Here is a 14,982-nt window from a genome sequence, read left to right as displayed (position 1 = left end):
CAGGAATCAGAAAAATAATTGATAAAAGGAGTATTTAAATGCTTTTGGATAATGTTGCCTTGGGAAGATACGTTGAATTAGACTCATTGATGCATTCACTGGACCCAAGGGGGAAGCTTTTAGGGTTGTTCGTTTTAGCAGGATTTGCTTTTTCTATAAACAGCTTTTACGATGTTTTAATTATGTCTTCATATACTTTGTTGTTGATGTTGTTATCTAAATTAAGTTTGAAATATTATATGAAATCCTTAAAATCAATATGGTTTATAGTTATCTTTGCTTTTGTAATTCAGTTATTCACAATAGGTGGGAACACACTTTTTAGGATCGGGTTTATCAGAATAACAGATACCGGTCTATTTAATGCCGCTATAATTACCTTCAGAATATTATTTGCGGTTTTGTTATCTTCTGTTCTCACGTTAACTACTTCTCCTACCTCTTTAGCTCATGCTCTTGAGGATGTCTTGAGATGGTTTTTTGTACCCAAAAGATTTGCTCATGAAATATCGATGGTAATGACGATAGCTATCAGATTCATCCCTGTAATTGCAAATGAAGCAGATCGTATAATGAAAGCACAATTAAGTCGTGGGGCAAACTTCGATGATAGAAAATTTTCTGGAAGAATTAGAGGGGCAATATCTATAATTATTCCTTTGTTGGTATCTGCCCTGAGAAGGGCTGAAGATTTGAGTATTGCTATGGAGGCAAGAGGATACAATGGTTGGGAAGGGAGAACAAGATTTAAGCAGTTTAATTGGGAAATAAAAGATACTTTTTTCCTCATTTCTTTTTCTTTAGTATGTTTCACTATCATTTTTATTTAAAAGGTGTTTTTTGATATAATTTAAATGGGTAAAAAAGTGAGAATATTATGGAGGCGCCTTATGAATTTTAAATACTTATATGGTCCTGTACCTTCTCGAAGATTGGGAAGATCCTTAGGAGTAAGCCCAATACCTCCAAAAACTTGTAATTTTTCTTGTGTATACTGTCAGCTGGGAAGAACGACTAACATGACAAACAAAAGACAAGAATTTTTTAATTTACAAGATATTTTGGAAGAGTTTGATGTTTATGTTAAGAACGATCTATCCCCGTTTGATTTTGTAACCATAGTTGGTGAAGGCGAACCATTATTATACTCTAGAATTGGTGAACTAATAAAATCAATAAAAACTTATGTTGATAAACCTGTTGCTGTAATTACAAATGGGGCTCTACTTTCTGAACAAAAAGTAAGGGAAGAATTAAATGAGAGCGATCTCGTAATGCCAACGCTGGATGCATATGATCAAAGAACGCTTAAAAGAATAAACAGGTCTCATAAAAGTATATCTTTTGATTCGTACGTGGATGGATTGATAAGTTTTTCTAAAAACTTTAAAGGTAAAATCTGGATGGAATTTATGATGGTAAAAGGGCTAAATGATGATGAAGAATCTTTAAGGAAAATCAAAGAAATATTTAATAGAATAATTTATGATAGATTGTATATAAATTTACCAATGAGACCTCCAGCAGAAGATTGGGTAACAGTTCCAGAAAAAGAAAAAATTGAGCTAGCTCAAAATATCTTAGGAGGCATATCCCTTGATTTTTTAGAAGAAGAAGATTTTTACAGCTCGATAAAAGATGATTTGGAAGCTATTTTAAGTATAATAAAAAGACATCCGATGAATCAGCATGAAATTGAAAGTTTTTTAGATCAAAGAAAATGTGAAAATAAAAATGAGATTTTTGAAAAATTAGAAAAAAATGAATACGTTGAAAAAGTACAGTATTTTGGATTAAATGTGTATAGGTTAACATCTATGAGGAGGTAAATAAATGCCTGAAAATAAAAACGATAAAGAAAATAGAAACGATAAAGAAAATAAAAATACCAAAGAAGAAAAAAAGAAAGTAAGGCCTTCTAACATAATTTGGGTTTATATAATATTTGCAGTTATTTTTATTGGAGCTCTCATTTCTTTGAATTGGGAAAATAATCCTATGATATCTTATTCAGAAATGTTGAGTTTGATCAATAACGGCCAGGTGGAATCCATAAAAATAAATCAAAATGGAAACGTGGAAATACTTGGCAAAGACGGTACTACTTATGAATCTTTTTCACCAGCTTTAGTAAACGATAAACAATATGTGAATAGTTTAATTCAAAAAGGTATAAAGATAGAGTACGTCGAAAGTATTGGATCAAAGTGGTGGTTTGCGTTATTAATAAACATAATTCCCATAGTAATAATGGTGCTTTTCTTTTTTTGGTTATATCGCTCAGCTACGTCAGGTGCTAAAAGCAGCATGAACTTTGGAAAGAGTAAGGCAAAAAAGTATGAGCCCATCGGTGAAAAAGTTACTTTTAAAGATGTAGCAGGAATCGATGAAGTTTTAGAGGAAGTAGAAGACATTGTAAAATTTTTGAAGAACCCTCAAGAATTTCAAGAATTGGGTGCAAGAATGCCTAAAGGGACTTTATTGGTAGGACCTCCTGGAACAGGTAAAACTTTGACGGCAAGGGCTATAGCTGGTGAGGCAGATGTACCTTTTTATTATGCCAGTGGTTCAGATTTTGTGGAACTTTTTGTAGGGGTTGGTGCATCGCGAGTTAGAGATCTTTTTAAGACAGCTAAAGAAAATGCTCCTGCAATAATATTTATAGATGAATTAGATGCAGTAGGTAGACAAAGAGGAGCTGGTCTTGGTGGTGGTAACGATGAGAGAGAACAAACCCTTAATGCCTTGTTAGTAGAACTCGATGGTTTTGATCCTTCGACAGGGGTTATTGTAATGGCTGCTACCAATAGACCTGATGTTCTTGATAAAGCATTACTTAGACCTGGTAGGTTTGACAAAAAAATAATGGTGCCCCCTCCAGACGTAAAAGGAAGAGAAGAAATTTTAAAGATACATATACGTAAAAAGAAGATTGCCCCCGATGTTGATTTAAAATTGTTAGCCAAAAGGACACCGGGATTCGTCGGAGCAGATTTAGAAAATTTAGTTAACGAAGCGGCTTTAATAGCCTCAAGAAAGAAAAAAACTCAAATCGAAATGAGTGACTTTGAAGAGGCTATTGATAGAGTGTTAACTGGTCCATCCAAAAAGTATAGAATAATATCTGATAAGGAAAAGAAGATTCTATCATATCATGAACTTGGGCATGCTATTTTGGCATATTTATTGCCTAATACCGACCCTGTTTATAAGATTACTATTATTCCAAGGGGTGCAGGTTCGTTAGGTTCTACTTTACAAATTCCTGAAAAAGACAAATATCTAATTAAAAAATCTGAAATACTTGATAGAATCGTTGTAGCCCTTGGAGGAAGAGCAAGTGAGAAATTAGTTTTTAATTTTGCTACTACAGGAGCCAAAGATGACCTAAGAAAAGCTACGGATTACGCAAAATCCATGATTTATAGGTTAGGAATGTCCAAAAAATTGGGTCCGGTGTATTGGGAAGGAGAAGAGGAAGAAATATTTTTGGGGAGTGAATTGACAAAACAAAAGAATTATTCGGAAGAAACCGCGAAAGAACTTGATGTTGAAGTCAAGAAAATAATTAACTCTATGTACGACAAAGCGGTTGAACTGCTTAAACAAAATAAGGAAAGACTTGATCTTCTAGCTTCTTATATTTTTAAAAAAGAAACGATTTATGGTGAAGAGTTCAAAAAGCTTATGAACAAAGATCTTGAAGAGTTAAAGGAATATATTGGGGGCGAAAAAGAAATAAATGAATTTCTTAAAATAGATGTTGTGAATCATGTTAATTATCAACCTGTTTGAAGGCGAGGAGGAAATAATGTTAAGAGCTATTATTTTTGATATGGATGGGGTCATCATTGACAGTGAACCCATCCATTATAGTGCAAATAAAAGAATTTTTGAAGAACTGGGAATTCCTATTAATAAAAGTTTATACAGTAATTATATAGGCGTAAGTAACCAAGAAATGTGGCAAGATTTAAAAAATGAATACGATTTACAGCAAAGTGTCGAAGAATTGCTTGAAAAACAAAACTTAGAGAATTTGCAATTATTAAGAGAATGTGCTAAAGAGCCTATAGAAGGTGTGATAGAGTTATTTAAAACTCTGAAAGAAAACAATTATAAAATAGCTTTAGCCTCTTCCTCGCCAATGAGATTGATTAAAGAAGTTCTTTGCATGTTTGACATTGAGAAGTATTTTGAAGTTGTGGTGAGTTCAGAATACGTCGCTCGTGGCAAACCGAAACCTGATATTTTTATATACACAGCTGGATTGTTAAAGGTTAAACCAGGAGAATGTGTAGTTATAGAAGACTCAAAGAATGGTGTTAAAGCGGCAAAAGCTGCTGGGATGAAGTGTATAGGCTTTAAAAACCCCAACTCACTCAATCAGGATCTATCGAAAGCAGATTTAGTGGTGGAAAATATGAAAGAAATAACTTTAGAATTGATAGAAAAGTTAGAAAAAGTGGAGGCTTAAAATTAAGGGATTTTCGATGAGAAAGTGTATTCGAATCCAACTAACATCCATAATTCTTTGTTTCGAAAAATTGTTTGAGCAAAAAAAGTTGGGTTGTTTCCAATTTTAAAATTGATTCGAAAGATGTTTTCAACAGTTGTTGGAGGAACCGGCCCATGAACGGAATACTCTTGCCATTCTTCTATAGTGTAGGGTGTGTCTATATTAACCGAACCTTGAACTAGATGTTCATAATCTATTCCAAAATGTTCGCTTTCAAAAAAAATTTTGCACAATTCGACATCGGGTCCATACGGGAACCCAAGAAAGTAGTTTATAGTTTTATCATCTGCACGAAGAAGATTTTTCCAAACAGGATAAGTAAAATCTTTATTGTCTTCATTGTCTTTCCCTTTATTGTACAACCATGTCGAAGTCTTATAAAACTCCGCCCCATAATCTATTTTTTGTCCTTTTTTTCTGCCCCCCACCATGAATCCGTAAGCGTTGGGAGCACTACTTTGGCTTTCCGATGGTAATTGATACTGATCTAAAAGGAACTCAGAATACAATTTATAATTTTTAAAATCGATCGTTGATGAAAGATATCCAGCAACGTTTGAATTTGACTCATAAACGTTGTGATAAACTAAGAAAGGATTTAGATCGACAAAATTTGGCGTAATATCATATAAAAGAGTTATTTCGCCTATTTCGAACATAGCAGGAGAAAATTCGAAAGACAACTTTCTTGCAACGAATGTTTTTTCTCTCTTTGACACTTTTGGTCCAGGTGCTGTTAATAGATATTCGTATCCGAAATCTCCCATAGAAGTATCCCAATTTAGAGAAAAAAGCAGGTGGTCCATGTAAGGGACTCTATCGTTTATTCCAAGTGAGTAAGACCCCTCTCCCCATTTTAGTTTTCTTCTTCCAATAGAAAAATCAAATGGTTCGGATGAAATTTCGTAAAAAACTTCATAAGGGATATCTGAATCAACGAATGGTGTAAAATCTTCCCGAATTGGTAAGTTATGCAAACCATTATTTTCCAAATAATAAACACTTGCATCTGGTAATATGGGGATAGATAGGTAAAAAAGATCATTATTGCCAGAAGAAGCGGTATAAGTAATTTCAAAGAAAGGTGGTAAGTAGTCGAAAGTCTCCCATTCTATGACATCTTCAGGCATTTTATCTATTTCATAATTTTTTAGTACTATACCAGGTGATAAAGAAAAATCAAAATTAACTTCTGAAAAAACGCTTGTGAAAATAAGAGAGAATAACAACATTACAAAAAATCTTTTCATAAATTTCCCCATTTTTAGGAATAATAAACGTTGTCTACAAACCAATCCATTTTCATTAGTTCTTCGTCTTCAATATCTTTGCCATCCGAGACTTTCATATTACCTTTCTTATCAAAAATACTACCTCGGAAAGGATGAAACCTATTTTCTATAATATCCGTTTTCACAGTGTCAACAAGGTTTTTTGTTGTAGAAGGGACTATTTCACTTATAGGGGACAAACAAACAACTCCACTCTTAAGTCCACCCCAAAAGTTCTCAATCTTTTCTGAACCGGAAAACAATCTAAATAAGGAGAAATTTGACCCTCTTAATACATCTTTAATGATGTTTTCGTAGTAAATTCCCCAATTCCATACCACCGAGGTTAAATGGGTAGTTGGCGCATAATCTTTCATATCAATATGGTAACCAATAGTATACACGCCATATTCTTCTCCAACTTTGCAAACTTCCGGAGAATCCTGATGATGGGTTAAAACATCAACTCCGATTTCATTTATTAAATACTCTGCAGTGTCTCTTTCGTATTCTATATTGCGCCAAGTATTCGTCCATCCAACAAATACTTTTGATTTTGGATTAACGGCTTTTGACCCTAAAGCAAAGGCATTTATTCCCATTATAACTTCAGGTATACCGTAGGAAGCAACGTAACCTATTTTATTGTTAGTTGTCATAGCCCCTGCTATCATTCCGGAGAGGAATCTTGGTTCGTACATCCGGCCAAAATATGTGTTAATATTCTTAGTAGTACGATATCCGGAAAAATACATGAATCGAACATTTTGGAATTCTTTTGTTTTTTGATTCTGTAAGAAGTCAAAACTTGTGGAAAATATTAAATCGAACTTTTCTTCTTCAAGTTTATCTAATATTCTTTCATATGTTTTTAAATCAGAAATATTTTCAAAATACTTTGTTATTATTTCATTTCCTAGTCGTTCTTGAACGTACCTTCTTCCCAATTCATGAGAATATGTCCATGCAGACTCTTCTATTGATGTGTTGTAAAGGAAAGCTACTTTTAATGTTTTTCCAGCGAAAATCTGAGGTAATTTGAATAAAGGTTCTGATGGTTTACCTAGTCGTTCCTCTAATTCTTCTACTAACTCGTTAACTTGCTCCCTCATTTCTCTTTCAATAGTGGGAACATTCTCCAAACCAAATTTTTTTAGGTATTCTAAAAAAGCCTCTTCTTCAGTCAGAGAAATCTTGTCCTTAGCAACTTCCCTATATAGCTTTCTAAATAGAAGATATACTGAGGTAACCAGTTCATCATATTTATTCTCAACGAACTCACTTTTTTTCTCATAATCTTTGATTAACTCATAAAGTTCTTTGAATTTGCCCTCTTTATTGAACCAAATTATATTGATCTTTGTCTTTTTATAAAAATCTAGAAATTCATAGTAGATCCTTATTTCAGGGTTGTTTTCATCCCATTTTGGGATCAGCCTAGTAACTTCCCCACGAATTGAAAAAGCGTCTGAATATTTCAAAACACTTACCCTTTTGTTTCCTTCAACAATGTAAAACCAGTTCATATACTCGTAGGCTGTTACCGGATCCCTTATCCCTTCAGATATATGAGCTTCGTACAAATTAATCCATTTACTTGCAAATTCTGAATCAATTTTCATTAAAGGATAGAAATTTGCTGAAAAAGATAATGACCGAGAATGATAGTACGTTCCTTTGATCCTTTCTATAGGGATATCTATTAGACCAAGTTTTTCTTCCTTAATTATTTCAACGTTATGGATGATATCTTCTAAACATGGTAGATATCCATCTTTTCCTTTTGAAATATTAGCCAAAAAGTCTTTTTTTGCTAATCTATTAGCTTTTTCATACTCGCTTCTGCTGAGACTTCTTGAGGTTCTATACATTATGTTAGCCCCCTTTTTTTGTGGCTATATACTCATTTTAGAAACTTTACGAATGGCGCCCCTTAAAAACTCCAAAACTCAATTTTGTTTAAAAAAGATTTTTTGTACAGAATAGCAAAACCTTTTAGGGATATATTTATATAAGAGTAATTCAATAATACAACATAATAATTAAAATTTCGTTTAAAGGAATTAATTACTTTCTAAATTAAAATGGTCTTTGGACTTATCTTTTTATAAGTACAAATTTCTATAACTTCTTTTTTTTCTTCATCGTACTTTATTAATTTGTAAGGTACCGCATTTATTAAATAAGAAATATTATTTAAGAATTTAATTTCGAAATCAAGTTCTTGGAAATCGTATCGCGGATGAATATGACCATATATCCAAATTTTTGGAAATGTCTTAAGATAAAACTCCCCCAAGGCTTCTGATGGGATATGAGATTGACCGTATTTTTTTATCGTATTTTTAATATAAGGAGGATTGTGTGTAACCATTATATCGATTTGCTTGTACTTATTACCTTTAAAGATTGTACTGAAACGTACCTCTCTTTTAAATTTATTAATATCTCTTTCTTTGAAATAAAAAGGTCTATAACCATGAGCTAGAGCACCGGAAAATCCTGCTACTATAATGTCTTTGCCTATGAATTTTTTTAAGTTAACTATGCCATGATTTAAAACATAAACTCCTTTGTATACCTTTGAGAAAGAGTTATTTTCTTCTTCGTATAACTTATAATACTTTTTATCATGATTACCGTGTACCATCAAGCTTAAGGATGGTTTGAATTCGTTCATCACGTAATCAATGTATTGTGGAGAAAGATCTCCTGCACAAATAAGTAAGTCAAACTTTTTCTTGTCTTTATTTGTTAAGTATACTTCCTCGTCAGAAATAGCAATTATATCTATCATCATTTTAATTCCTTTTTAATAAAAGACTCTATAAAATTATTTTATCAAAAAATAGAGATAAGTTGAAATTTTGTGTTATTATAAGGTAATCATTTCCTACAGAAGTGATAGAGAGCGCCAAAATCGATGGAGCAAGTGAATTAAAAATATTTTGGAGGATCATAATACCTTTATCTCAACCTGTAATAGCTGATTTGGCTGTGTTATCATTTACTTGGAGATGGAACGATTATATTTGGCCTTTGTTAGTTGTTAGTTCCCCAAAATATATGACCCTGCAGCTTGGATTGGCATTATTCTCAGGTGAGCATACCGTACAATGGGGATCTCTTTTGGCAATGACAACGCTCTCTATGATTCCTGTAATGGTTGTATTTTTAGCCTTTCAAAGGTATTTTGTAAAAGGTATAACAATGGGATCTTTAAAATAAAAAGGGGAGGAGAAAATATGGTGGATGCACTTTTCATAGGGGCTCATCCTGATGATTACGAGGCTTTTGCAGGGGGAACAATACTTCGATTGAAAAACGAAGGGAAAAGTTGTGGTGGAATAATCTTAACCGATGGCTCTGCAGGGAGAAACAACGATATCAACATAAGAAAATTGGAGGCAGAACGTGCTGCAAAATCTTTGAAACTTGATTATTTTGAAATGATAGGACTGAAAGACGGATATTTAGATGAAATTAATAATTTAGCCGCATTAATCGCAAATCTTATACGCAAATATAGGCCCAAAATCCTTTTCTCACACTATTTTGAAGATAAGCACCCCGATCATAAGGCAGTTGGAGAAAGTACTAAAGATGCCTTATTTTTAGCCAGAACCAAAAGAGAGGATTTAGAAAATGTGCCCTACAATTGTACCAATGTTCTTATGTTCATATCTGATATCACAAAGATTCCTCAATCAAAAGTTTATTTAGAAATCACCGATTTTTTGGAAGACAAAATCAAGGTTTTAAGATTATACGAATCTCAAAGGGAAGTTTTAGAGCCTATACCTTTGATGAACAAATACATATCAGCCGATGTTTTAGAAGGAGAAAATAAAGCCGTAGAAGTATTTTATCCTCTAACTTTGGTAAAAGGAGAAGGATATTATGTATTATAAGGTCGAAGAAGATGGAAGCTTAACTTATTTTCAAATATTTCCGAAAGAGTACATAATAAGTAACAGATCTTCCACGATGTTATTGAAAAACTGCATACCTTTTTCTATTTTTTCCAACAAGTATGGAACGGTAATCTCAAAAATAAGATTAAACTTTTACCCAAAACAAAGGGCGAAATTTTGGCCTGATGGTATGTCGGCTAATAATGGCTTATCAAAAATGACTGTTATGAGCGAGCCATCTGCTTATTCTTTCCTTATTAAATTTAAAAATTTAAAAAATTTAGTGTTCTCATTCACTCCTGCTTTTAAAAAAGAGTTCAAACTACCTTTTTTTGATAAGATAGAAATTCCTATAAGTTACCAACAAGAAGTAGAAAATAATGGTTTGAAATTCGCTGATGACTTTAAAATTATCATTAAAAAGGGTGAGATAAGAGATCTAATAAAAGGTGAAAAAGTAGCCTTCGTGTTGAGATCTGATAAGAACAACGAAATAGAGATTATTATTGGGAAAGAAGAAAAAAATTTAGAAGAAAAGAACACAGAATATCTTCAGTATCTGAACGGTTTAGTACAAAATAAAGACTTAAGTGAGTTAGAAAAATCAGAATTTTTGTTTACAATGCACACGGCTTTTTCCTCGATAAAAGGTTATGATGGGAATCTAGCTTTAGCAGCCGGAGTTAATTATTCTTTCCCAAATAGAACATATTTTAGAGATAGTTTTTGGACTATCCAGCCAATAATGAAAGTGGATCCAAAATTTGCCAAAAATCAAATTTTATTTTTGTCCGAAGGTGTTCATGAAGATGGGAGCTGCCCCAGTGGTGTAATGAAATTAGGAGAAGAAGAATTGGCTTTTATCAGAAGCAAAAAAAATATGTTACCCAAAAGGGCAAAAGAATTTTATAAATACGAAAAAGATTGGTGGTCAAACCATTATGACTCTGGAGGGTACTACATAATACTTTTGTCTGATTACATTAATAATACTGGAGACTTGAGTATTTTAAAAGAACGATTTTCTGATGGCACTGTATTGGATAAGATTGGGAATATTCTTAAAAGGTATATTAGTTTAGATATTGATAATGATTTATTATTTGAAAAGCCTTTTGATTCAAACGATTGGGCGGATAATGTGTACAGAAATGGAGCGGTCACATACGATTTGGCGATTCAAATAAAAGCCTTCGAAGAAGCTTCTTTAATATATGATTTAATTGGTAATAAAAAGACTGCTGAAGATACAAGAGAAAAATATCAAAAAATGAAACACAATTTCAACAAAAAGATGTGGAACGAGGGAAAAGGTTATTTTAATGATTTTATTGGCGACTATTTGGAAGATCACCTGAATATAGATACGATATTGTCTTTGCTTTTTGATATAGCAGATGAAGATAAAAAAAGAAAAACTTTAAACGCTATGGAGAGAATGCTTGAAACAAAGAATAACAAAGAGCAAAAGTTTGAAGATTGGGGAGTTATGTCTGTTTGGCCATTTTTCAAATCAAAAAAGCACCTTTTCAGCAAAAGTGTGTTTCCTTACAGGTACCACAATGGGAGTGATTGGCCTTATTTGTCTTCTATATATGCCCTGGTTAAGAAGAGAGAAGGTATGGATTATAAATATCCTTTAACTAGATGGTGGGAATATTCTTTGGAAAAAGGATGGATAAACCCTGTAGAATACTATAGCCCAATTTATACTCGAGGATCACTCAACCAAGGATGGTCTTCCATGGCTGCAACATTATTTCTTTGAATTATCAACGATTAGAAGTAATTTGAGACGATTAGAAAGAATTATAGTCGAATATTGTATAGATAATTAATTTCATTTTAGAACGAATTAATTGTATAATATAAATAAGAATTCATAAAAGGAGATGATCAACGTGAGTAAAGTTGAAGATTATTTTAACGTGGAAGGCAAAGTAATAGCGATAACAGGTGGAGCCGGTGTTTTATGCTCTGAAATGGCTAAGTCCTTGGGAGAAGCAGGTGGGAAGATTGCTATAATGGATCTTTCGGAAAAAGCTATGACTTTGTTAAGCAATGAATTAACAGAGAAAGGTGTTGAACACCTAGCGATTAAAACTAACGTCTTGAAAAAAAATGATTTAGTAATAGCAAAAGATGAAATTCTCAAAACATTTGGTAAAATAGATATACTGATAAATGGGGCAGGTGGCAACAAACCCGAAGCAACAACAAGTAAAGATAAATCTTTTTTTGAACTCCCAGAAGATGCAGTACAGTGGGTTTTTAACTTGAACTTCTTGGGAACATTTTTGGCAAGTCAAGTGTTTGGAGAATATTTTGCAGAAAAAGGTTATGGAGAGATAATAAATATCTCATCGATGAACGCATTTAGGCCCTTGACAAACATCCCTGCTTATTCTGCAGCTAAAGCAGCTGTGAGTAATTTTACACAATGGTTAGCGGTTCATATGAACCACAACTATTCGAAAAAAATAAGGGTCAATGCAATAGCTCCGGGATTTCTCTTAACTAATCAGAATCGATTCTTGCTGACCAATGAAGACGGTAGTTTAACCCAAAGGGGAAATCAAATATTGGATCATACACCTATGGGAAGGTTCGGAGAACCTAAAGATCTAATTTCTACAGTGATGTGGTTGATAAGCGATAGTTCTGAGTTTGTTAACGGTGTTGTTGTTCCAATAGATGGAGGGTTCGCCGCTTATAGTGGTGTATAATATATATTTTTGTTTATAAAAGCTATAAGGCCCAGTTGTACGCGTGAAAGTCAATTTAATAAAAAAATAAAAGGAGTTGATACAATGGATCAACAAAAAAGCGATATAGCGGTTATAGGGATGGCGGTGATGGGGCAGAATCTTGCTTTAAACATGGAATCAAAGGGTTTTAAGGTATCCGTTTACAATAGAACAAATGAAAAAACTAAAAGATTTGTTGAAGAAAGAGGAAAAAATAAAAATATTCAAGGGACTTACTCCATTGAAGAACTTGTTAATTCATTAAAAACGCCAAAAAAGATTATTTTAATGGTTAAAGCTGGCAAACCGGTTGATGATGTAATCGAGGAACTTTTACCTTATTTGAATAAGGAAGATATAATCATAGACGGAGGAAATTCTTTTTATAAAGATACAGACAGGAGATACGAAGAATTACATAAAAAAGGAATAAGATTTTTAGGAACCGGTATAAGTGGAGGGGAATACGGCGCATTACACGGTCCATCCATCATGCCTGGGGGAGATGAATCCGCATATGAAGAGGTAAAAAATATACTCGAAGCTACTGCTGCTCAAACAGAAGATGGTCCATGTGTTACTTACCTTGGTCCCAAATCAAGTGGTCATTATGTAAAAATGGTTCACAACGGGATAGAGTACGCCATTATGGAATTGATAGCAGAAACATACGATATTATGAGGAAAGTGATTAAAATGAATCCTCAGGATATGAGTAAAGTATTTAAAGAATGGAACGAAGAACACAAATCTTATTTGATGGAAATTACTTATAAGATTTTAGAGTGGAAAGACGAAGAAACTGGTCGACCAATTGTTGACGTTATTCTAGATAGCGCAAAACAGAAGGGTACAGGGAAATGGAGTGTTCAAGACTCTTTAGACTTGAATATTTCCATACCCACCATAAACGCCGCCGTAAATGCAAGAACCTTATCCTCAATAAAAGATGAAAGGATGAGGATTGGAGAGATATATGAAACCCCCATCGAAATGAATTTAAACGAAAGCTTTATAAATTCCCTAAGGGATGCTTTGTATATTTCAACGATAATTGCTTACGCAGAAGGTATGAAGTTGTTGCAAGTTGCATCCAAAGAATACGCGTATAATTTAGATTTGTCAGAAGTTGCAAGAATTTGGGAAGATGGATGTATAATAAGATCCGCATTTCTAAAACCAATCCAAAGAACATTTAAAAATGACCCCAATTTAGTAAATTTGATAATTTCTGACGAATTCAAAAGTGATTTTAAGGAGAAAATTCCAAAGTTGAGAGAGGTAGTTTCTCAAATCAAACAAGCTGGCATACCTATTCCTGCTCTAAGTTCGGCTCTAGATTATTTTGATGGATTAAGTTCAAAAGAGTTACCGGCGAATTTGATTCAAGCACAGAGGGATTATTTTGGTGCTCATACATACGAAAGAAGGGACAAAGAGGGTATATTCCACACAGAATGGCAAGATATACATAATATATAAAAAAGGGAGGTAAAGAGGTGGCTGAAGATACTACTAACATCGCAATAGTAAATTCCAGCACTTTTGGTATATATTTTCCTGATTTAATGCAAAGATTAAAGAAAATAGGTATCGTTGAAAGAATAACGGTGGATCCTAAAATACCGGCGAAAGAGTTAGCAGTCAAATTGAAAGGTTTTAAGTTTGTTATAGCAAGCGTTACACCAAATTTTACTTCAGAATTTTTTCAATACAACAAAGATGTAAAATTAATTGCACGTCACGGTATTGGATATAACAATGTGGATATAAAAGCTGCCACTGAAAGTGGCGTTATGGTTACACGGGTTCTTGGTATCCACGAACGGGATTCCGTAGCAGAACTTGCGGTTGCATTGATTCTCATATGTCTCAGGCAAATTATTCCTGCGAATAATGCGGTTAAAGAAAATAAATGGCAAGATAGAAAAAATTTTGTCGGTGATGAACTATCAAAATTGACGGTAGGAATAATTGGTTATGGAAACATTGGAAGCCGTGTAGCGGAGATAGTAAAAGAGGGATTCGGTTCAAAAGTCATAGCGTATGATCCTTATATAGCTGACAAGGTTATAGAAAAAACTGGGGTAAAACCTGTAAGTTTTGAAGAACTTTTAAAAACATCCGATGTAATAAGCCTGAACGCTTCTTTAAATGAAGGGAACTATCATTTTATAAACAAAAAAGCTTTCGACTTAATGAAAAACGAGGTTGTAATAGTTAATACGGCAAGGGGAGAATTGATAAACCAGAATGATTTTATAGAGGCTTTAGAATCAAAGAAAGTTTCCGCTGCAGGGCTTGATGTATTAGAAGAAGAACCAATAAACCCAAATAATCCATTATTGAAATACCCTAATGTGTATATATTGCCTCATATAGGAGGATATGGAAAGTATTCGTTAAGGAAAATGGATGAAAAAATGGTTGAAGATATAGAAAAATTGATGAAAGGTGAAATTCCCGAACAAATAGTTAACCCTGAAATTATAGAAAAAATTATAACACAATATGGGTGGGGAGCGGGGCGA

At 33.3% G+C, this 14,982-nt stretch carries 13 protein-coding genes; 10 read left to right on the top strand and 3 right to left on the bottom strand.

Annotation, left to right across the window (positions count from 1 at the left end):
- The first annotated feature begins 38 nt into the window (after window positions 1-38).
- From X927_RS06610 to X927_RS06595, 4 genes are read left to right on the top strand one after another with little or no spacing between them, the layout of a single operon-like run.
- Window positions 39-830, top strand: a complete 792-nt coding sequence (locus X927_RS06610; RefSeq protein ID WP_103077308.1) for an energy-coupling factor transporter transmembrane component T family protein — start codon at window positions 39-41, stop codon at window positions 828-830.
- A gap of 60 nt (window positions 831-890) precedes the next feature.
- On the top strand, window positions 891-1,829 hold the full coding sequence (locus X927_RS06605; RefSeq protein WP_103077307.1) for a radical SAM protein: 939 nt from the start codon (window positions 891-893) through the stop codon (window positions 1,827-1,829).
- A 4-nt stretch (window positions 1,830-1,833) separates the two neighbouring features.
- Window positions 1,834-3,795, top strand: coding sequence for an ATP-dependent zinc metalloprotease FtsH (ftsH, locus tag X927_RS06600; protein ID WP_103077306.1), 1,962 nt, complete (start codon window positions 1,834-1,836; stop codon window positions 3,793-3,795).
- A 16-nt stretch (window positions 3,796-3,811) separates the two neighbouring features.
- A complete protein-coding gene (locus tag X927_RS06595; protein ID WP_103077305.1) occupies window positions 3,812-4,477 on the top strand; it encodes an HAD family hydrolase in 666 nt (221 codons plus the stop codon).
- Between the two features lie 2 nt (window positions 4,478-4,479).
- On the opposite strand, the gene X927_RS06590 is transcribed toward X927_RS06595, so the two are convergent.
- The 3 genes from X927_RS06590 to X927_RS06580 all read right to left on the bottom strand — a co-directional run bounded on the left by X927_RS06590 (window position 4,480) and on the right by X927_RS06580 (window position 8,590).
- The gene (locus X927_RS06590; RefSeq protein WP_103077304.1) at window positions 4,480-5,769 is read right to left on the bottom strand and encodes a hypothetical protein; all 1,290 of its coding nucleotides are present in this window, start codon (window positions 5,767-5,769) and stop codon (window positions 4,480-4,482) included.
- Window positions 5,770-5,783: 14 nt separating this feature from the next.
- Window positions 5,784-7,661 (bottom strand): BMP family ABC transporter substrate-binding protein, encoded by a 1,878-nt coding sequence (locus X927_RS06585; RefSeq protein WP_103077303.1) that lies wholly within the window; start codon window positions 7,659-7,661, stop codon window positions 5,784-5,786.
- Between the two features lie 203 nt (window positions 7,662-7,864).
- Complete coding sequence (locus X927_RS06580; protein ID WP_103077302.1) at window positions 7,865-8,590, bottom strand: metallophosphoesterase family protein; 726 nt, start codon at window positions 8,588-8,590, stop codon at window positions 7,865-7,867.
- A gap of 101 nt (window positions 8,591-8,691) precedes the next feature.
- On the opposite strand from X927_RS06580, the gene X927_RS06575 reads away from it, so the two are divergent.
- The 6 genes from X927_RS06575 to X927_RS06550 form a co-directional block, all read left to right on the top strand.
- Window positions 8,692-9,018, top strand: a complete 327-nt coding sequence (locus tag X927_RS06575) for a carbohydrate ABC transporter permease (RefSeq protein ID WP_103077301.1) — start codon at window positions 8,692-8,694, stop codon at window positions 9,016-9,018.
- 17 nt (window positions 9,019-9,035) lie between these two features.
- Window positions 9,036-9,701: a PIG-L deacetylase family protein gene (locus X927_RS06570; RefSeq protein WP_169925179.1), complete on the top strand. Its 666-nt coding sequence runs from the start codon at window positions 9,036-9,038 to the stop codon at window positions 9,699-9,701.
- Window positions 9,691-11,472, top strand: coding sequence for an amylo-alpha-1,6-glucosidase (locus X927_RS06565; protein WP_103077299.1), 1,782 nt, complete (start codon window positions 9,691-9,693; stop codon window positions 11,470-11,472). The genes X927_RS06570 and X927_RS06565 overlap by 11 nt, the downstream gene beginning before the upstream one ends.
- A 133-nt stretch (window positions 11,473-11,605) precedes the next feature.
- Window positions 11,606-12,430 carry an SDR family oxidoreductase gene (locus tag X927_RS06560; protein WP_103077298.1) on the top strand — a complete coding sequence of 275 codons (825 nt, stop codon included), beginning with the start codon at window positions 11,606-11,608 and terminating at the stop codon, window positions 12,428-12,430.
- Window positions 12,431-12,514: 84 nt separating this feature from the next.
- The gene (gene gndA, locus X927_RS06555) at window positions 12,515-13,933 is read left to right on the top strand and encodes an NADP-dependent phosphogluconate dehydrogenase (protein ID WP_103077297.1); all 1,419 of its coding nucleotides are present in this window, start codon (window positions 12,515-12,517) and stop codon (window positions 13,931-13,933) included.
- Window positions 13,934-13,950: 17 nt separating this feature from the next.
- Window positions 13,951-14,982 (top strand): D-isomer specific 2-hydroxyacid dehydrogenase family protein (locus tag X927_RS06550; protein WP_103077296.1); only part of this gene is annotated, 1,032 nt, incomplete at its 3' end.

It is taken from the genome of Petrotoga mexicana DSM 14811 (assembly GCF_002895565.1).
Classification (GTDB): Bacteria; Thermotogota; Thermotogae; order Petrotogales; family Petrotogaceae; genus Petrotoga; species Petrotoga mexicana.
The sequence above is the reverse complement of the archived record's forward strand: the minus strand, read 5'-3'. Positions and strand labels throughout refer to the sequence as shown.

Bases quoted from the DNA above. Each gene is read 5' to 3' on its own strand.
- X927_RS06610 (WP_103077308.1), top strand. From the start codon at position 39: ATGCTTTTGGATAATGTTGCCTTGGGAAGATACGTTGAATTAGACTCA.
- X927_RS06605 (WP_103077307.1), top strand. From the start codon at position 891: ATGAATTTTAAATACTTATATGGTCCTGTACCTTCTCGAAGATTGGGA.
- ftsH (WP_103077306.1), top strand. From the start codon at position 1,834: ATGCCTGAAAATAAAAACGATAAAGAAAATAGAAACGATAAAGAAAAT.
- X927_RS06595 (WP_103077305.1), top strand. From the start codon at position 3,812: ATGTTAAGAGCTATTATTTTTGATATGGATGGGGTCATCATTGACAGT.
- X927_RS06590 (WP_103077304.1), bottom strand. From the start codon at position 5,769: ATGAAAAGATTTTTTGTAATGTTGTTATTCTCTCTTATTTTCACAAGC.
- X927_RS06585 (WP_103077303.1), bottom strand. From the start codon at position 7,661: ATGTATAGAACCTCAAGAAGTCTCAGCAGAAGCGAGTATGAAAAAGCT.
- X927_RS06580 (WP_103077302.1), bottom strand. From the start codon at position 8,590: ATGATGATAGATATAATTGCTATTTCTGACGAGGAAGTATACTTAACA.
- X927_RS06570 (WP_169925179.1), top strand. From the start codon at position 9,036: ATGGTGGATGCACTTTTCATAGGGGCTCATCCTGATGATTACGAGGCT.
- X927_RS06565 (WP_103077299.1), top strand. From the start codon at position 9,691: ATGTATTATAAGGTCGAAGAAGATGGAAGCTTAACTTATTTTCAAATA.
- gndA (WP_103077297.1), top strand. From the start codon at position 12,515: ATGGATCAACAAAAAAGCGATATAGCGGTTATAGGGATGGCGGTGATG.